Annotated in this window: 15 protein-coding genes; 6 read left to right on the top strand and 9 right to left on the bottom strand. The window is 36.8% G+C overall.

Going from position 1 to position 19,858, the window contains the following annotated elements:
* Positions 1-10: 10 nt before the first annotated feature.
* Positions 11-598 carry a YiiX family permuted papain-like enzyme gene (locus AAZR93_RS03325; RefSeq protein ID WP_434719628.1) on the bottom strand — a complete coding sequence of 196 codons (588 nt, stop codon included), beginning with the start codon at positions 596-598 and terminating at the stop codon, positions 11-13.
* Positions 599-709: 111 nt separating this feature from the next.
* Positions 710-1,600, bottom strand: a complete 891-nt coding sequence (locus AAZR93_RS03320) for an EamA family transporter (protein ID WP_434718975.1) — start codon at positions 1,598-1,600, stop codon at positions 710-712.
* Between the two features lie 84 nt (positions 1,601-1,684).
* On the opposite strand from AAZR93_RS03320, the gene AAZR93_RS03315 reads away from it, so the two are divergent.
* Positions 1,685-2,170, top strand: a complete 486-nt coding sequence (locus tag AAZR93_RS03315; protein ID WP_294103803.1) for a MarR family winged helix-turn-helix transcriptional regulator — start codon at positions 1,685-1,687, stop codon at positions 2,168-2,170.
* A gap of 45 nt (positions 2,171-2,215) precedes the next feature.
* On the opposite strand, the gene AAZR93_RS03310 is transcribed toward AAZR93_RS03315, so the two are convergent.
* From AAZR93_RS03310 to AAZR93_RS03290, 5 genes are all read right to left on the bottom strand, one after another.
* Entirely contained in the window at positions 2,216-4,285 is a 2,070-nt protein-coding gene (locus AAZR93_RS03310) for an SWIM zinc finger family protein (RefSeq protein ID WP_434718974.1), read from the bottom strand.
* Positions 4,282-5,445 carry a VWA domain-containing protein gene (locus tag AAZR93_RS03305; protein WP_434718973.1) on the bottom strand — a complete coding sequence of 388 codons (1,164 nt, stop codon included), beginning with the start codon at positions 5,443-5,445 and terminating at the stop codon, positions 4,282-4,284. The genes AAZR93_RS03310 and AAZR93_RS03305 overlap by 4 nt, the downstream gene beginning before the upstream one ends.
* Complete coding sequence (locus AAZR93_RS03300) at positions 5,442-7,991, bottom strand: DUF5682 family protein (protein ID WP_434718972.1); 2,550 nt, start codon at positions 7,989-7,991, stop codon at positions 5,442-5,444. The genes AAZR93_RS03305 and AAZR93_RS03300 overlap by 4 nt, the downstream gene beginning before the upstream one ends.
* Before the next feature lie 131 nt (positions 7,992-8,122).
* Positions 8,123-9,232: an AAA family ATPase gene (locus AAZR93_RS03295; RefSeq protein WP_434718971.1), complete on the bottom strand. Its 1,110-nt coding sequence runs from the start codon at positions 9,230-9,232 to the stop codon at positions 8,123-8,125.
* Positions 9,233-9,253: 21 nt separating this feature from the next.
* Positions 9,254-12,988 carry a DUF4132 domain-containing protein gene (locus AAZR93_RS03290; protein ID WP_434718970.1) on the bottom strand — a complete coding sequence of 1,245 codons (3,735 nt, stop codon included), beginning with the start codon at positions 12,986-12,988 and terminating at the stop codon, positions 9,254-9,256.
* A gap of 396 nt (positions 12,989-13,384) precedes the next feature.
* Between AAZR93_RS03290 and AAZR93_RS03285 the strand changes: the two genes are divergently transcribed.
* The 3 genes from AAZR93_RS03285 (at position 13,385) to AAZR93_RS03275 (ending at position 15,529) form a co-directional block, all read left to right on the top strand.
* A complete protein-coding gene (locus AAZR93_RS03285; RefSeq protein WP_294103795.1) occupies positions 13,385-13,774 on the top strand; it encodes a RidA family protein in 390 nt (129 codons plus the stop codon).
* Between the two features lie 27 nt (positions 13,775-13,801).
* Positions 13,802-14,770 carry a threo-3-hydroxy-L-aspartate ammonia-lyase gene (locus AAZR93_RS03280; protein WP_434718969.1) on the top strand — a complete coding sequence of 323 codons (969 nt, stop codon included), beginning with the start codon at positions 13,802-13,804 and terminating at the stop codon, positions 14,768-14,770.
* A 129-nt stretch (positions 14,771-14,899) separates the two neighbouring features.
* Positions 14,900-15,529 (top strand): helix-turn-helix transcriptional regulator, encoded by a 630-nt coding sequence (locus AAZR93_RS03275; RefSeq protein WP_294103791.1) that lies wholly within the window; start codon positions 14,900-14,902, stop codon positions 15,527-15,529.
* A gap of 11 nt (positions 15,530-15,540) precedes the next feature.
* Here AAZR93_RS03275 and AAZR93_RS03270 read toward each other — a convergent pair whose 3' ends face one another.
* Positions 15,541-16,464 (bottom strand): LysR family transcriptional regulator, encoded by a 924-nt coding sequence (locus tag AAZR93_RS03270; protein WP_434718968.1) that lies wholly within the window; start codon positions 16,462-16,464, stop codon positions 15,541-15,543.
* Between the two features lie 94 nt (positions 16,465-16,558).
* On the opposite strand from AAZR93_RS03270, the gene AAZR93_RS03265 reads away from it, so the two are divergent.
* Together AAZR93_RS03265 and AAZR93_RS03260 are read left to right on the top strand one after the other, a co-directional pair.
* The gene (locus AAZR93_RS03265) at positions 16,559-17,719 is read left to right on the top strand and encodes an MFS transporter (protein ID WP_434718967.1); all 1,161 of its coding nucleotides are present in this window, start codon (positions 16,559-16,561) and stop codon (positions 17,717-17,719) included.
* Between the two features lie 255 nt (positions 17,720-17,974).
* A complete protein-coding gene (locus AAZR93_RS03260) occupies positions 17,975-18,868 on the top strand; it encodes an alpha/beta fold hydrolase (protein ID WP_434718966.1) in 894 nt (297 codons plus the stop codon).
* Between the two features lie 60 nt (positions 18,869-18,928).
* On the opposite strand, the gene AAZR93_RS03255 is transcribed toward AAZR93_RS03260, so the two are convergent.
* Positions 18,929-19,813, bottom strand: a complete 885-nt coding sequence (locus tag AAZR93_RS03255; RefSeq protein WP_434718965.1) for a 4Fe-4S binding protein — start codon at positions 19,811-19,813, stop codon at positions 18,929-18,931.
* Positions 19,814-19,858 lie beyond the last annotated feature (45 nt).

Here is a 19,858-nt window from a genome sequence, read left to right as displayed (position 1 = left end):
ACTTTTATGGCTATTTTTCATCTACCAATACCAATAATGGTGATTCAAACATCGCTTGAGGTGAAATTACGGTCTCATTATAAGGTATTTTCGATCCATAACGTTCCGCAAGCTTAGCTTTAACTGCTTTTGAACTTAAATCAAAATCTTTCAGTTTCTCTAGCTTACCAACTTTTACATCAATACCATGGTAGTAAATTTTCCAGACCAATTCAGAACAATACATTTTATCATTAGACCAAGAAAAAGCTAAATCATAAGGTTTAGATTTATATAACATAGCCTGTTGATATAATTTATCTTTTTGCGAATCACTTAGTCTACCCTTTACTCTTTTAACAACATACTTATTGGCGACACCTTGGTTAATCCACATCTGCAATGAAGTAAATTTAACCACATTCGATGCTTCGTAAACATAAGGTTTACCGTTATTAAATAATATAATTCCCATATGGCTGTATGGTGAATTTGTTGCTTTTTGGATAGCTAAACTCTGTGTTGATTTTGACGTTTGGAAAATAATATCGCCTTGCTCAGGTTCATATCCATAACATAACGAAGCAAATAAAATAGGCATTAAAATATGAAACTTCAGAAACAACGACATAATTATCATCCACTTGAAAAACTGCGTAAATACATAATTATATAATGCCTTATTTCTATTAATAAGACATTGAGATAAATATGATAGTTATCAATGCAGTTATATCGATTCTTTATATTGATTTAAAGCTCGCTTTCTCTCTGATTGCTGGCTTACCCATACACTGGCTAATATCACCAGCATTCCGATGAATTGCAACATACTTAATTGCTGATCTAATACTATCCATCCCAATAATACAGCACTGACTGGACTTAAAAACCCCAACGAAGCAACTGAGCTTGGTCCTAATATAGCTAGACCTCTAAACCAAAGAGCATAAGTCAAAGCTCCACCAATAATAGTTAAATAACTTAAACCTATAAAATTAATCAATGTTAACGGTGGTAATGCAGGTTCAAAATATAATGCAAAAGGTAACAATACCAATCCACCAGCAGTTAGTTGCCAAGAAGTAAATGTTATAGCATTAACTGGCGGCTGCCAGCGACGACTCAGCACAGTTCCAGCAGCCATCGAAAATGCGCCTAAAAACCCAGCAATTATTCCAGTCATATCAAGCATTGCATTAGGTGTCAGTAATAAAATAGCCACTCCAATAATTCCACTAAAAGAAGCTAATATAGATAAAAAAGACAACTGACTATTTAATAACCATCGACTAAGGAACAATACAATTAATGGTTGAATTGCCCCTACTGTAGCCGCAACCCCACCAGGCAAGCGATAAGCTGCAATAAATAATAACCACCAAAAAAGTGAGAAATTTAAAATCCCAAGCATCACTACACGTCCCCACCAAATGCCTTGTGGTAACTTTCGTATAAATAATAGTAATAATAATCCGGCTGGCAATGCACGTAATACAGCCAGCATTAAAGGCATTCCCTTCGGTAACATTTCGGTTGTCACCAAATAGGTGCTTCCCCAAACGATAGGAGCCAATGCAGTTAATAATAAAATTACATATCTATTTTTAATATCGTTCATATAAAACACCCACTAATTTATCTTGATATCAAGATAGTTTTAACTTACCTTGACGTCAAGATAAATTCAAACTATTATTTGTCTATGGATAGAATAGATAAAATCACTCAACAGTGGGAACGCGAGCGTCCAGACCTCGATACTAGTGCTATGGGGCTCATTGGTCGTTTAGGGAATGTAGCGCACCACTTAGCTCGCGAAATGGAAAAAGTATTTGCGCAATTTGGTCTTAATCGTTCAAGTTTTGATGTGCTTGCTACTTTGCGTCGAGCCGGCTCCCCTTTTACCTTAAGCCCAAGCGATATGCTCACCACGTTAATGGTTACATCTGGAACGATGACAAATCGTATCGATCAGTTAGAAAAAGTCGGATATGTTAAACGATATGTGAACCCTGAAGATGGGAGAGGTTTTTTAGTTACTTTAACGCCTGAAGGGTTAACCTTAATTAATAAGGCGATAGAGGCTCACACACAAAATCAAACACGTCTTATTTCCAGTCTTCCTGAAGCGCAACAACAATCTCTCGACCAAATTTTACGCTTATTTTTAGCGTCATTTGAATCTTAGAATTTGTGGATGACACATATTAACGTCATCCACTTATAAAAATCATCAATGTATATCAAATGGTAGTGGCATTTGCGAACGCTCAAATTGTTCACATAAGTAGACTAACTTCAAAAGCGCTTCTGACTCTTGATCCAAAGAGTTAGCAAAAAACTCAACTTGTTTGGCAAACCACTCCATACCAAGCTCTCGTAGTGTTCCTACAACATAAATTAATTCATTTTTTTGACTTTGCGATAATTGCTGTCTGCCCGTACAAGCTTGAGTTTCAATCACTGAAAAAATAGGCCTTGTCAGTTGCTGAGTTAAGGTTGGAACAGGGATAAAATTAGCGCTCGTGTGTTGTTTTTTCGCCATATACTCTAAAATATGATTAATAAAATTCGAGGGCTTCTTTTTTCGAGGAATAAACTCAAAGTCTAAATAAAATAACTCGATCCCTTTTTCTTTTTTAAACCATAAAGTTTTTGGTACTAACTGGATTTCTTGTTGATGATAAATAATTTGTACTGCTATCGCAGCTATAGGAAGTTTTTGTTTAGTAATAAAACGCAATTCTTCAATTTTATTGCTTTCATTACCTTGCCAATTTAAACGCAAAAAGGCGGTATTGTGATTCTTATCTGATATTGCCCATAAAATACATTGCTCAGTTTCATTCCAATAGAGTTGCTCATAACTATCAATATGAAGTAATACAGGTTCATAGATATTATCCTCTTGTAAGTTAGAGAGATATTCGACGGCGTTAGGCCACTCGCTAAAGCCATATTCCGTTTGAAGCTGTTGGTAATCGGCTATTGCAATAAACTTATTTGAATGATTAAGTGCGTAACTCTCTCCACTGGCTGCCAGTTTGCCTTCATCTGATAACCTAGGCTCATGTAATTCAAATGAATTTCGCATAAGATTATCAGCAGTTTGTTTCCAGATAGCTAACGTTTGCCAAACATTGGTACGATTAAAATTAGCATCCAGTCTATTGGCCCTTGCTTGAGTAGTTTGAATAACTTTCTTATCTTTGGTATCCCAAAAACTGAAAGTTGCCCCAATTGCTCCACTTTGAGTTTGCCACCATTGAGCGTCAATAGGCATTAAATTTAGCGTTGTATTTTTACCTTCATATTGCTGCCTAACTCGCCCGCGCAATAAAATAAGTTGGTCTTCGTTTGCATGAAGTAATTGATATAAATAGGCCGAGATTCGTGCAATCAGACGCAATACTTGCCCTTCATCCATCGTAAAATGTTTATTCGCTAATAACTTAACTTGGCTACTTAATCGTTTTAAATAATTCCCTAGTCTAGGCAATCCTTCCGCGCGAGCGGACATATTTAATAACTGTAATTGAGCTGCACTACTTTGACTAATATGGGATAAGCCTTGACGCAGCATATTTTGAATAAAGATCTGTATTGATTCAATAACCGCTTTATCATCATTATTTAATGTTTGCTTAGTCTCTGTTGCAACAACCAAATCATCTGGCCACAACCATTGCTGGTTTTGTTGAGTAAACAACTTAGCCATAGCGGCCAAATGTAGCGCTTTTTTTTGCCTTTCTGGTAATGATGACAACATTCCTTGAAAACCATTACCGCGAAGATAGATAATCGGCTCTTCGTAATCAGGTAAGAAAATCTTAAATTGCGTACATTGGTCATCAGTACGTAATTCAATGTTGTCCCAAGCTTGTAATAACCGAATGGCTAATCGACAATCTGCTTTGGTAGTTTGCTTAATTAAATATTCCGTTTCTAACGCTAGCAGTTCAGGTAGTAAAGGTACTGGCTCTGCCGGTATTTGTGCGTGATTATCTTGAAGGGGTTTATTTAAGGCAGATATATCGTCGCTTATATTAGCTTGCAACCAAAGTATTGCCGCTAATATATGTTTGCAGCAACCAGAAGCAATACAATCACAAGTCGCCTGTTGCACTCCCTGTTCATCCAATTTAACTTGCTGGCCATCGCTATTAAAGCTGCCATTAGTTAAATCGATAGGCACTACCTTCCCATTTTCAATGTCTTTGCGAGCACGTCGAAGTAACCCAACGTTAGCAAATACTGCGAGTGCATCGTCGTCATAATGGAAATAAACTGTTTTCCAACTCATTGCATCACCTCCGCAAGCCATTGAGCAAAGTGTTCTGGTGTCAACGCTGCTACATGCATTCCTCTATCTGCGAGTTTTTGTGCAATTTCAGTATCGTAAACGGGCAATGCCTCGTCATCGAGAGCAGCAAGCCCAAGTAGCTTGACTTGTTGGCTATGAAGTCGCTGGGTGCAATTGAGCAAGTTATTCAATGCCCCTCCTTCTTCAAAATCACTAATCAAAGAAATAACGGTTCGTTTTGGATTACGGATCAAGCTTTCACAATATTGCATGGCTTTAGCGATATCCGTACCGCCCCCAAGTTGCACTGTCATTAAAACTTCAACAGGATCATTCGCTAAATGACTTAAATCAACAACCTGAGTATCGAAAATGACGAGTGAAACTCTCACCGTTGGCAATGCAGCTAAAATACTGGCACAAACAGCCGCATACATAATTGAACTTACCATCGAACCACTTTGGTCAACACACAGAATGACATCCCAGGGTAAATGTTGCTGCTGTCTTGAATTAAAATGAGGTGTTTTAATTACTAAACGTTGGTTTTGTTGATCATAGTTTTTTAAATTAGCAGCAATAGTTGCTCGCCAATCAAAATTTCGACTATTAGGAATAAATGAACGACTAAAACGATTGCGACGACCCGTTAATGCCTGCCTAAACTGATTTTTCATCTGGCTTAAAATATCATCGACAACTTTTCGAATAATATTTTTAACTGCATCGCGAGTTTCTTCGCTCATCTTTCCCCGTAAGCTTAGTAACGATTTAGCTAGCGCTTTAGTGGGTTCCATCGCATTGAGTGCTTGAGGATCTTTTAATAGGCTACTGATTTCATAACGCTCTAAAGCCTGTGATTGCATTCGCTCAAAAGTATTATTAGGAAACAATTTTCGCGCTTGATTTAACCAATTTACAGCCGTTAATTGAGATGCATCTAATGAGCCATGACGTCCACTTTCCTGGCGTAATCCACGTCGTTGATATTCACGTCGATATAAAAAATCAAGTGAGCGTTCAATTTTTAGTTCATTCGCATTGAGTGTCGCTTGCCCTAACGCATTGTCTGCATATTGTCCTAAAATTAGACGCCAACGCTTAGCTAATTGAATTTGTTCTTCCGTTAACGCTTCGTTCTCAGTCTTTTTTTGACTCATGATGATTTGCCCTCCATTGCATTATCAAACCAACCTCGTAAACCTTGCTCAACCAACTGTTGCTGTATTTTTTTTTCTAGTTGAATAGCATGTAGCATATTTTTTTCACTGAACTCAGTTTGATGAAGCGTTAAATCTTGTGTTTTAATTGATAAATTTTGCGCAATACATTGTGCCATCTGCGCATTTTGTTTTGGTGTTAATTGGCTAAATGCAAATCGTAAATCAGGCAAAACTTGAATAAACCGTTCATCGTCCCATTCGCTCAATAATTGGTTTAATAATTCCACCAACAAAGGTATACGTATAACTAATTCAGGCGCAGCACGCATAACGCCAATAAAGTAACCAATCGCAATTTCGGGATCGCTACCGGCGCTAAAAGTACGTTGAATTGATGTTGTGAGCACTGAATCATCAATTTTCCCACCTAAAAATCGTAATGCATCAACGGCACCTTTGAGTAATGGTGCATGATTTAGCTTTCCATCTAAGCGTGCTAACTGATGATAAAAATCAGAGGAATAATCACTTTTAGGGTTAATTTCAGGCATGAAAGTAACTAGCTCTCGGCATGAAAGCAGCGCATTAAAATACGACTCTTGCTGTTGTTCATCCCCTTGTGATAATTGGTCAAAACAATAAAAACTTTGTTTAAGAACCTTATCTAATCGTTGTTCTATAACAAGATCTTCATCAATATCAAAGAAACTACGACCTCGCCATAAGTGTACTAATTTATGACCACAAGTAATCAGTGACTCAAATTTAGCATCTTGCTGAATATAACGGTCAAGAAGCATAAATAATGTTGGAATTCGTTGATGCAATCCCATTAAGGCCGCTTGCATTAATAAAACCACAACATTCTGGCTTGAGCGGCTTATACCTTGCTCTTCAAGATTTTTTTCCATCTCAAGTAATCGATTCAGAGCAATCGCTTTAAGCTGGGTGCCTTTTTCAGATAAAGCTATTAACTCGCCTTCTACATTAGGTGTCCATGCATACCGCCATTCCTCAAACAACAAATCCATTTGGTTACCAGAAAGAAAATTAGGTCCAGTGATATGTTTAGCGAAATGAATATCCAAAAAAGCGAGCAAATGTAAAAAGCGGCTACGCATACGGTGCTGGCGATTACGGTATACATCTAACCGGCTAACTTTACTTAAGGTATCCTCAAGTTTAAAACGAAAGGCTTTTGCTATTTCATAGGTTTCAGCAACTAACGGCGGCGCTATGGTTCCTTTGGGGATCTGCCCCAAGATAAATCCAGAAAAACAGGTTTGTATTTCATGCCACAATTCATTTTGGCTTTCATCTAAGCTGCCTTTAATAAAGGCACTTTGTAATCCGTCGAGCAAATCATAACGTCCCGGCCCAGTATGTCCCCGAAAAATGGCTAAACGAAAACTTTGTTCAGCCGCTAATTTGACTGATAAAAAGCCAGGAGCAGCATCAAATTGTTTGACTCTTAATATTTCTGCAACTTTAGATAAATAATGAATACCTAATTGGTTACGATAATTAAGAGTTGGAATAATTTTATTATTAAGTTGATCGGCTCGTTGCTGTAGCAAGCTTTCCCAAACACATTGATAAAATGCCGGTGATGGCATCCCAGAAGCATAGCCATTTAAAGCATCTAGCCGGTCATAACTATAACGAATAAGCCAAGCTTTATCTTTTTCACCTAATTGCTGTTTTTGAGAAAATTTTTTCTGTTCGATTGATGATAATTCAAAATTCTCAGTCAACTTATTCGCTAGCCCTTCGATTAAGGCTAAGGTATGAAAACCACCCGTAACAATCACAATTTTTGCATTAGGCTCTTGTGTTTTGATTGCTTGAATGTGCGATTGCATGTGTATTTCGCGCTGCGTAGAGCCTTCAGATTCAAGGACTTCAGGCTCATAATCTAGACGCGCTAATGCACACCAAATAAAACTATCGTGAAAAAATGATTGCCAATGAGTTAAAGATTCAATTGTACGTAATTCAAATAAGTGTTCCCAAAGTTCATCATGATCACGGCAACCACATTTCTTAGCAAGTTGTGTAATAAACAGACTATGAGCTAAGTAGCGTTCTTTTTGTAAACTTTGATTTTCTGTACTTTCATCTACATTGACTTGTTCGGTCCAAGGTAAATCAATAAACCTTAATTTAGCATGATGTTGATGACCTACCCGTAACGCTTGCCATTCCGGTGAATACTCACAAAACGGAAAATAAGCCGATCGTGTGACAGGGTCACTTTTATTGCTATCATCTTGCTCATTTTTAATTTCTGTTTGTGCCATAATCGCAACCGGTGGTTTAGTTTCTTCATTCAATAAGCCAGAAATGAGCGAATTAAAACTGTCGGGTCCTTCGATTAAAACATAATCGGGTTTAACTTGTTCAATTAGGGATAACACACTATAAGAACATGCAGGGCTATGATGGCGAATAGGTGCAAAATAAAGCTGATGAGAACTAAGTGCTTGCCACTGTTCAAGTGCACTTTTAAGACGTTCAGGTAAAAATATGGATGGCAAACTCACCGTAATATTCCCTAATCTAAAAAATGAGCAAGAAATATTTCCTACTCATTGATGGCGTGATTCAAAAACGAATACTTATTTAGGTTATTCCCTATTTGGGGTCATTTTTTAAGACTTTTTTACTTTAAAAATTATCGCCAAAATTCACGAGAGGCTTCAAAAAAAGCTTTCCATTCTTTACTTTGTTTCGCCCTTTCTCTTGCAACATTATCAATGTAATAACGCATTCGTTTAATATCATCAGCATTATCTTTCAATACCACACCAATCAGTTGACGAGCAACGGCACCTGCACTCAGCGTGCCATCGCCTAGGTAATGTGCTTCTAATGCACAGGCATAAGCAATATTTACCGCTTCGGCAGTCGACATCACCGCATCAGGCGTCTTGATATTACCGCCATCTTTAGTATTACCAGAACGAAGCTCTTGAAACGTCGTGACAAGTAATTCGATCACATTGGCCGGTATAGTCACTTGCGTATTTAACTCACCTAATTCGGCATTAAGCTGCTTATTAATCAACTCTATTTCAAAAGCGGGGTCTTGAATCGGTTTAACTGTCTCAAAATTAAATCGACGCTTAAGAGCCGATGACATTTCATGAACACCACGGTCACGTAAGTTTGCCGTACCAATTAGGTTAAATCCCTGCCTTGCACTAATGCGAGCGTTATCTTTCATTTCAGGGATCATCATCTGTTTTTCTGACATTAAACTGACCAATACATCCTGAATTTCAGGTGGACAACGGGTAATTTCTTCAAACCGAACAATTTTACCCTCAAGCATTCCCTGATGTAACGCGGAGCTAACTAATGCTTTTTCTGTCGGACCTTCCGCCAGTAATAACGCATAATTCCATGAATATTTAATATGATCTTCAGTGGTGCCAGCAGTTCCTTGGATCGTCAAACCCGAATCACCACTAATTGCTGCTGCCAATAATTCCGATAACATCGATTTTGCTGTACCTGGTTCACCGACTAACATCAGTCCTTGTTTACCCAGTAATGTCACTATAGCCCTATCAACAAGGGCGTCGTCACCAAAGAATTTCGGCGTAATTTGTAGAGCATCATCACCCAAAATAAATTGCCTAACAGCACGAGGTGAACGTAACCAACCTTGAGGTTTTGGGTTGAGTGTATCCGCTTGAGTCAGTCGCTCTAACTCATCAGCAAAGCGGACTTCTGCACTTTCACGTAGTACATTCGCACTCATTGTCTTTTTATTCGTCATTTCCATACCCTAAATTAACCCTTACCAAGGTGTTTTCTTTTCCCATTCTGGGTCAAAGCCGGCGCAAGCTTCAGCAACTTTTAAATAATCTGCATAACTTTCCGCTAATAAAATCGATGGAATATCTTTTAATTCAATATAACGTCTATTCCAAGAGCTCTGCTGAGACTGTTCAAAACTTAATGAATACAAAACAGCGGGAATATTTTCTTCCGGTACATAGCTGCCACTAAATTCAATATAGACGTAAAAATCTAAGCTTGGGAAATGCTTATAATAATGACAAAAACTACCGCCATCCTCGGCTTGACCACGTTGATAACCCATTTTCGTGAGTACACCACGTAAGGTGAACGTATCTGTTATCCAGCCTTTTCGATCTTCGATTTCATTAAGCGTTAGGTCTAAATCAGGAATTCTATGTACCATTTGTGAAAATAAAAATTTCACTTTGTAATCTTTAAAATGGGCTATCCATCCGTTGCTTTCTTCTTCAGAAATTAACGCTGCATGCGCTAATTTAATAAAAGAATTTGCACTTAATGTCACTTCATCATCATCAATATTAAGCAAGCAACCATCGTCTGAAGGACGAAATACATTGATAACTTTGTCATCATTTACTTCCATCCAAACGAGTTTTTCAATCAGACCACGCATTATTGGGTGAGTTTGAATATATTCCTGCCAGTCTGATGTTGTCCAAAGACGCTCCGCACACATTGCTTCATAAAGGCGCGCAGTTTGTAGTTCAATGACTTGTTTTAATTCTTTTTTACTTGAGGTCAGCAGTTTTTTGGATTCTTTTATTTTATCTTCATCATCAGTTTTACGTGCTGCCGGCAATGCTTTAATTTCTTTCCCTTCTGGATTGAAGAGCACCAATTTTTGCTGAGCATCAAGTTTTGCCGTAAAGTTGCGGTCGCCATACTCAAGAAGCAGCGTACCCGTTTCATCCATTCCTGCGGTTGGAATAGTACGGTCGGCTAGCTCATCTGCACTCCAACCATTACGCTGTGCAATTTGAGTGACCAAACCTCGCGCTTTTTCTTGAACTGAAGCCGTACGATAACGGCGAGATAATGACAGTAATAATTGAATAATCAGTGGATCATTGCTCGTTGCAATAGCATCAATCATTGCTTCAATTTGCGCGCGTCGTTGATAGTGATCTCGCATATAATTACGCAATGCAGTAACAGCAATATGTCCTTCAATACCACAAATTAATGCCAGCATTCCTTTATCACTGATAGCTGAACCTAAATACCGACGCAGCACTTCACTTTTAATTTCATTAATAGTTTGTTCAAGCGTGAAATTTTCATATTTAGCATAATATTCAGGCCAGCGTTTAAGGCTACTTTGGTAATTAGCTAGTCTTTGTGGTGCATTTTGTTCAGCTTCCGCCATTGCCTCTTCCAATGATGGACCTGCCGTATCCTGGTAGATAAAACTATTTAAAATAAAATTACCTAAATGACGTTGGCTTTCGACTGATAATAAACTGATATAACGTTGTAATAATCCATTCCCAGCAGGCATTTTTAATTTCACCGCTAAAATGATCCACCACCGAATAATATCACCATCAACGGGCTTATTATTTTGCCATGTCAGCGTAGGAATACTGTCTAAATTAAACCATGCCATGCTAGCTGGCGCTTTGGCCTTTAATCCTTTTTGCGCTTCAGCTAATAGGACTTTTGGCGACAAATAACTTGAAATATCTTCATCAAATTGTTCTAACGCGGTTAACAGTGCCGCACGAACAACTTCCCTTTTCTCTTTTTTCAATAAATCATACAGTGACTTTAAAGAATCGGGGTGTTTCAGACGCGCTAGCCACTCAATAGTAGTGACACGAATTTCTTGTTTACCTGAATCTAATCCTTCAGCTGCATTGAGATGAATATTAGGTAAAGTTTCAAGTAAAGTTTGCGCATTTAAGCGATGCGTTTTATTTTCACCAAGAGCAAGTTCCATGATTCGAGGTATAAATCGCGCAGAAATTTTAGGTAACATAGCTAAAACTTTAATCGCATTAGTTGCATCATATTCTTGATATGAACGCTGAACCTGTTGCTGAGGAATTAAACCTAATGCTTCCGCTAAAAAATCAGAGTATTGGGTAAAGAATGGCCAAATTTGCTCTGAACGAGAAAATAGTGATAAACCATCCGCATAAGAACGTAAACATAAATCTGCAATCAAACGTTTTGCATCTTTAAAACGACAACATTCGAGCACTAATTCAAATTGGCGTAGCTCCAATTGCCCAATAATGCGTGGAGGTATCCCTTGGCTTACTTGATATTGAGATAAAAACTCAACTTGAGAACGATTATTATTAATCAGACGTAATGCATGAAACAACGTAAATTCTGGAAGATTGGTAATGCGCTCTTTATATTTAACGATATTGTGTTCATCATTCGTTATAGGCTCTTTACCTAAATTTAGCTTATCAAGAATTTTACTGACTTCTTTTATGCTATTTTTTTGGAATTCTTTGTAATGTTTTTGAGACCAATTATAATTATGTTTTTGGTTTTTATTCTCTTCAATCTCACGCTCAGCATTTTCTTTTGCTTTTAATAACATCTCATTGAAATTATTAACTAATAATTCTCTAGCGCTTTCGGGAAGTGGCGTATCTGCCAATTCAATAATTGGCGATAATTCAATTTCGTTAACTTCACTCGCAGTATCCATCACATCAAAGCGAGAAATGGCACTTTCAATGCTTTTAATAACCGTTTTATTTGTTTCGACCTTAAGCGCCTGTTCCAGTGTTTCTCTGTACTTACCAATACGCGCAAATAGATCCGCTGCTTGAGTTCGCTGCTTTGGCGTTCCCTCTAGTAAGACATGAGTTAAATGAATTTTAACTGAATTTTCAGGTAAGATAGCCATAATAGGTTCAGCGGCCGAACGCACTGTTTTTAATGCACTCGTAGCAAAAATAACTAATATATCCGCAAAGGCGGAATAAAGGTCTTTATCCTTTTTTAACGTATTAATAAGTTGAATTTGTCCTGCTGCGGATAAATTTTTAATTAACGTTTGCTTGATAAAATCTTGCTCAGCTAAAAGATATTCTTTAAATCCTGGAATAACAAATAAACGATTAAGGTTATCATAATGATAATCAGATAGGTTCTGTCTATCAAAAATGGCATATAGAATATTATTCGCGGGCTTATCCGTTTCTTTTTCAATAATTTCTGCCAATAAATTAAAACTCCAGTATTTGCGATGTTCTAATTTACTCTCTCGTGAATTATCAAATGTTTTCGCAAAAGCATCACCTAAAAGATAGATAACCCATGATGGAAGCTCTTGAGTAAATAACTTAATATTCAAGTCTTGGCAGGCAGCGGCGAGTACTTTGGCAAATCTAGCAACCTGAGATACTGTTATTTCAGCACCAACTTTTGCATACATTTTGTGACGAGCATTCATTCCTTGACGTATGACCTTTGAATACGGATTAGTATCAAAGTTATTACTTCCCCACCACCAATCAACTGTCCCTGGCTTATCCAGTAATTGAATTGCTTTTTCATTATCTAATTGGCTTAATTTAACCAGTATTTCAGGCGATTTGCCTTCAATAATATATTCCAATATTTCCTTAGGTAACTTTTCATCAAATACACAAAAAGGTAAAAGTGTTTCTTGTATAGCCTGCTCGGCGATTTTAGATTCTTTTTTGCCAAAAATAGACAATAAGTTAAAGGTAATTTTAGCCACGTTAGATCCCTGAAAGTATTTATATAACAACTTCTTACCATTTATTATTTATCGTCACAATTTGATTATTCTTAATCGTTTTTTAATCAGAAGTTTCCATACCATAACTCGTGGCTTTTTATTCTAACAATTTTGAAATTAATTTTAATTTAATCCTAAAAATCAGCTGATATCGATTATTAACTTCAAGCTAACACGTAAAATAACATTTATGTTCAAAGAGTTAATATCACAATTTGCACTGCTTTTAGTGATAATTGATATACCTAAAATAGAATATTTCTGCTCAAAGCACTATTTTTCTACTGTTTAATTTATGACAGAAAGACACTTGACTAAACACATAGTCTAATAATAGACTATAAATCCAATCAACTTAATAAGACGAGGTAATCTGTGAGTCAGTCTATTTTATATACGAATGCTCCTGACCTTATTTCACCACGAGGCCATTATTCTCATTGTGTTAGCGCAAATGGTTTTGTTTTTATTTCTGGGCAATTACCTGTCGACTCACTAGGTGTAGTAAAAGCTCACTGTTCATTTGCAGAACAGGCAAAGCTCGTATTATCAAATTTGACGGCTTGTCTAACTGCCGCTGAAATAACAACACAGCACTTAGTACAAGTCCGTGTTTATATTGCGGACATGAATAATTGGCCTGTATTCAATGAAATTTATGCGCAGTGGATTGGTAATTTCCGACCAGCACGAGCCGTCGCGGGTGTTTCAGAATTACATTTTGGATCTGCTATTGAGATAGAGGCAACTGCAATAATAGCTTAGATATTCAATACTTTATGGGGTATAAACATGACAGACTTAATTTTACCAACTTATCAAGATGTAGAAGCCGCTGCACAACGCATTAAACCATATGCAACTAAAACACCCGTCATGACATCAAGAACGGCTAACCAACAATTTGGGGCTGAATTATTTTTCAAATGTGAAAATTTTCAGCGTATGGGGGCATTTAAATTTCGCGGTGCATTTAATGCGTTATCACAATTTACCCCAGAACAAAAAAAAGCGGGCGTTATCGCATTCTCTTCTGGCAATCATGCACAAGGTGTTGCACTTGCAGCAAAACTTCTTAATATTCCTGCGACTATATTAATGCCAATTGATGCACCTGACGTTAAAGTTGCAGCAACTGAGGGGTATGGTGCGACAGTCATTCGATTTGATCGTTATACAGAAGATAGAGAACAATTATGCCAATCATTAGCTAAAAAACACGGCTATACCCTGATTCCACCATTTGATCACCCTCATATTATTGCCGGACAAGGAACCGCAGCAAAAGAGTTAATTGAGGAAGTCGGTGAGCTGGATGCATTATTTGTTTGTTTAGGGGGCGGTGGGTTATTATCAGGTTGTGCAATAGCTGCGAAGAAACTCTCTCCTAACTGCAAAATTTATGGCGTAGAACCGGAAGCTGGGAATGATGCTCAGCAATCCTTCCGCGCAGGAAAAATCATTCATATCAATACACCCAATACCATTGCAGATGGTGCGCAAACACAACATATCGGCCAATATACATTTGCCCTTATTCAAAAAAATGTTGATGATATTTTTACCGCAACAGATGAGCAGTTAATTGAATGTATGAAATTTTATGCAGAGCGAATGAAAATGGTAGTAGAACCTACCGGATGCCTTTCTTTTGCTGCGGCGATCGCTCAAAAGGAACAATTGCAGGGTAAGCGTGTGGGTATTATTGTTAGCGGTGGTAATGTTGACATCAAACATTTTGCACAACTAATCTCACAATAGCGGCGAATTATTGCTGGCTTATAATATGTAAATAGTAGTCGTTAATAACGAACGGTTTCTCCTTCATCTATTAGCAAATATAAAAATAGGTTAAAATTATACAAAGACTGGTAGATGAAGGGGTTATTAATGCCAAATGATAAAGAAAATACGTTACTTGCACAAATAGATACCATTGCTAAAGGACTCAGTGAGACATTAGCCCCATTTTGTGAAGTTGTTGTTCATGATTTAAAAAATCCTGAGCACTCAATTTTATCTATTCATAACAATTTATCTGGTCGGCTTGTAGGTGAACCTACCACCGAGCTTGGATTAGCTAGAATTCAGTCTTCTGATTTTCCTAACATCATCGCTAATTATACCAATCAATTTTCTGATGGACGTCCCGTTAAAAGTACATCTATTGGGATAAAAGATGATAATGGCGATTACATCGCAGCACTTTGCTTAAATTTAGATATGACTTTATTTAGAGGAATGCAAAGTATGTTGTCTCAATTTACTCAAGTCGGCACAAGCCCTATCAAAGAGCATATTGAACCTAACGGAACCGAAGCTATTCGATTACGCATTGACCAATTTGCTGCCGCTTTAGCGGCAACGCCTAGAACCTTGAAAGCCGAAGATAGAAAAGTATTGATAGAAGTACTGCGTAATGAAGGTTTACTAGATGTTAAAAAATCAATGGAAACGGTCGCCCAACATTTAGGGGTTTCTCGTGCATCTGTTTATTTGTATGCAAAAAAAGAAAGTTAAGAATAAAACTATCAGTCCCAAATTGCCTTACCTCCCCAGTATTCGTCAAACAAATTCAAAAATTGACGAACTTTAGGGGGTAAATAACGCTTCGTAGGATAAAGTGCACAAATAGGATATTCTGGCTTGGAATACTCGCTTAACACAGGTATGAGATCACCTCTAGAAATATATTTACCCACTAAAAATGCACCTAGCTGGCATATTCCATGTCCTTTTAAAGCGACATCCAGTATAGCTTCAGTGTCATTAAGCAATAATCGCCCTTTTGTTAAGTAACGTTGGTAGCCTTGTTCTGTATTGAATTGCCAAGGTACCGAGTTGCCCCGATGACGAAATGAAAGAGTTTTATGGTTTTTCAACTCATTAATATTCGTTGGAATTCCGTAATTTTTTATATATTCAGGGGATGCACAGGTAATAAAACGATGAGGTGCCAATATTTTTCGGACTAACCTATTATCATCATTACCACCAATTCGGATCGCAATATCAAAACCTTCGCCAATAAGATCGCAATAATTGTCAGAAAGATCCATGTCAATTTGAACTTCAGGCCAACGTTGAAGGTAAATTTGTATTAAAGGCAATATGTATTGTCGCCCCAAAACAATAGGTGCCGTTATACGTAATAGCCCTCTAGGCTCCAACTGACCTTGGCTTAATATATTTTCAACATTTTCAATCTCATATAATATTTTTAATGCAGACTCATAAACTGTATGCCCTTCATCACTTAGACTTATACTCCGGGTTGTACGATTTAATAAGCGTACTTGTAACCGTGTTTCTAATCGTGCAATACATTTTCCCACTGCGGAACGAGAGATTTCTAACTTTTCAGATGACTTTGTAAAACTACTGGTTTCAACCACATCTACAAATACTTTTAAATCGAATAGATTATCCATAATTAATGATGATTTATTTGACACGATTTGTCCCCAATGAAGCAATGAATAGCATATTTATAAACAATACTCTCCCATATATGATCAACTGACAAGTCAAATTACATTTGGAATCAAGATGTCTTTAAATTCATCCATAGGGTCTTCATCAAATAATTATCAACATTCTTGGAAAGCAGTACTTGCTGCTACACTTGCCACCTTTACAGTCGTGACCACAGAAATGCTCCCAATTGGTTTATTAAATCCAATTGCAGCACAATATTTAGTATCAACCAGCACTGCTGGCCTATTAATGACACTACCCGCAATAATTGCAGCAATCAGTGCTCCAATTATTATCTTATTTACTCGAACTTTAGACAGAAAGATAATCTTAGTATTTGGCGCATTTTTGCTAATGGCATGCAATTTAATTGCTGCATTTACACCTCATTTTAGTCTATTGCTTATTAGCCGAGCCTTTGTAGGCATATGTATTGGAATTATTTGGTCAATTGCGGGTGGAATAGCGCCACGCCTTGTTCCGCCAAAAAAAGTAAGTATTGCAACCTCATTGATATTTGGCGGTGTCGCAGCCGCATCTGTTATTGGTGTTCCTCTAAGCGTTTTCATTGGCGAATGGTTAGGTTGGCGTAAAGCATTCCTCTTAATGGGTAGCTTATCTTTTACTTTGACATTATTATTAATGTATTATTTGCCCCCTCTTCCTGTGCAATCAATACCTACAATAAAGGCTTTTATATATCAAATTAAGAGACCAATTATTTATATCGCATTATTAATGACTTTCTTATTAGTTTCTGGTCATTTTTTAGTATTTACTTATATTAGACCTTTACTATTAAGCAGTGATATCTCTGGCGAAAAACTCGGTATTATTTTATTACTGTATGGAGTTTCAGGTATATTGGGTAACTTTATTTTTGGAATTAGTTCAAACTCACGGTTGCACTTATCTATAAGACTAATTATTACAGGTATTATTTTAGCACTAATAATATTTATTATAGCCCCCCTAAATATTATTAATACTAGCATTAATATGATCTTGTGGGGTATTTCATATGGAGGTGTTTCTGTAGCATTAATGACTTGGATGATCGTTAACAGTTCAAAAAACATTGAAATTACGAGTTCTCTTTATATCTCCATTTTCAATATTGGAATTGCTGCTGGCTCAGTATTAGGAAGCTTACTAATTGCACTTTCTGGAATAAATACAGTATTAATCATTGCTATAGTATTACTTTCTATCGCATTTTTATGTACAAAATAACATCTATATGAGAACTAACAGCAGCGAGGTTAAAAATATTAATTATAGGTAATCTATCAATCCATCATGATATTCATGCTCTTTTATTGATAATAATATTTCATTATTTAACTTAATATAATGTTATTTGTCATAATAATAATTAAAATAGCTCAAACTTATACTAAAAAATAGTCACTATTCTTGTTTATTATGATTAACTTTTAGGCTAACTTATTGGATAAATAACATAACTGTTTAGAACATGGATGAAAAATGACTACTAACCAACAAATCTCGCTTTTCTATGATGCCTTTGGTATCGCGACAAACCCTGCTGTTGTTTTGATCCCAGGTTTAGGTGGGCATAACATTAGCTGGACCGAAGATTTTTGCCAACAAATAGCCAAGGCTGGGTTTTATATTATTCGCATTGATAACCGTGATGCAGGGTTATCGCCACATTTCAACGATTCCCCTCCCATTGATTTAAACGAATTGGTACAAAAATTACAAAATGGGGAAAAAGTTGAGGTTCCGTATACTCTATTTGATATGGCTGATGATGTTATTCACCTTTTAAACTCTTTATCAATTAACAAAGCCCATGTAATTGGCCGCTCAATGGGAGGAATAATCGCGCAATTAGTCGCTGCAAAAGCGCCAGAGCGTATTATTAGTTTATGTCCAATTATGTCCTCAACGGGCAATCCAAGCTTACCGCAAAGTGAACCAGATGTTCTGGATATGCTAATCAGGCCAAGTATTAATCCAAAAGAAGACATTGATGGCTATTTAAATGGTCAATTAGTATTTTATCGCCGAATTAGTTCATCAAGTTGTCCATTTGATGAAGAATATTATCGTGATTATATTTTACAAGCATTGGCTCGAAATTACTCGCCACAAGGAACTACACGCCAAATAGTTGCAGTCATAGTCACTGGTGATATTCGCCCATATTTAGTGAATATTACGGCACCTACATTAGTGATTCATGGTTCTATTGATCCGCTATTTCCTTTAGCTGCGGGTCAAGATATTGCACATAATATTGCGAATGCAACACTAGAAATTATTGATGGAATGGGACATGAAACCCCGCCTGCTTTAAATTCTAATATTGCTAATTTAATTATTACTCATCTACAAAATGCGTCACATTCATAAATATTAAAAAGGCCCATTCAGGGCCTTTAAAATCAATATAGAAAAGCTAAATTACTCACTCTATAGCCAACCTTGTTTCTTATGTTGAGTACAAATTGGGCAAGTTTTATTATCAGCTGTCCATGAAAAGAATGGCAACTGACAAGTATGACATTTAGCGTCATAGTATTGAAAAGTCAAGGGTTCACTATTTTTAGCGACGTGTTCATGTACATGAATTGATTTTGGAAAACAGACAACTTGACAGCTCATACAACCTGTACAACGTTTATCATCTAAATTAAATTGGTTATCGCCAATTTCAATCGCATTTTCATCACAAACTTTGGCACATGCACCACATAAAATACAACTTGCTACATCTAATTCAATATGAAACCAACTATCTTCTGGATAAAATTGTTTTCTTGCATTTAATCCTGTTTTAACTACACCTTTATCTAAAGGTTTTTGATCTAACTTTTGACGAAATAACATCATACGACGCCCACTGTCAACTTCTGGCGGTTGAACAATTATTAATTGCCAAATAGGTTCTTGTAAGGTTTTTAATTTAATATTCAAAGCTGCAAGGGTTGGAAGCCACTTATCAACCAATGGCGAGGCAATTTGTATACCACGAATTTGATACTGACGATGCCAAACAATTAATTCTTCCGTTGTTGCTAATGGTTCATCGTGATTAATCATTAGATAATTATTTTGATATGTGCGCTCGTGAGGAGTAATGTTTTCAATCGCATCAACTGGACAAGAAAATAAACAGTTACCACATTGAAAACACAGCTCATTATCAATTTTGGCATTCATCTGTGTAAATGAAATTGCCCCAACTGGGCAACTGGATGCACAATTATCACAAACACTATTTTTTAAGCGCTTTCTAACACAGTTACTATTAATAACAGGTTCGGGGGGAAGATCTAGATTCATAAAACGCTGCATAATTCTTCCGCTCCATTTTTAATAAAAATATATTTGCCATAAGTC

This window comes from Providencia sp. Je.9.19, assembly GCF_051129765.1.
Classification (GTDB): Bacteria; Pseudomonadota; Gammaproteobacteria; order Enterobacterales; family Enterobacteriaceae; genus Providencia.
The sequence above is the reverse complement of the archived record's forward strand: the minus strand, read 5'-3'. Positions and strand labels throughout refer to the sequence as shown.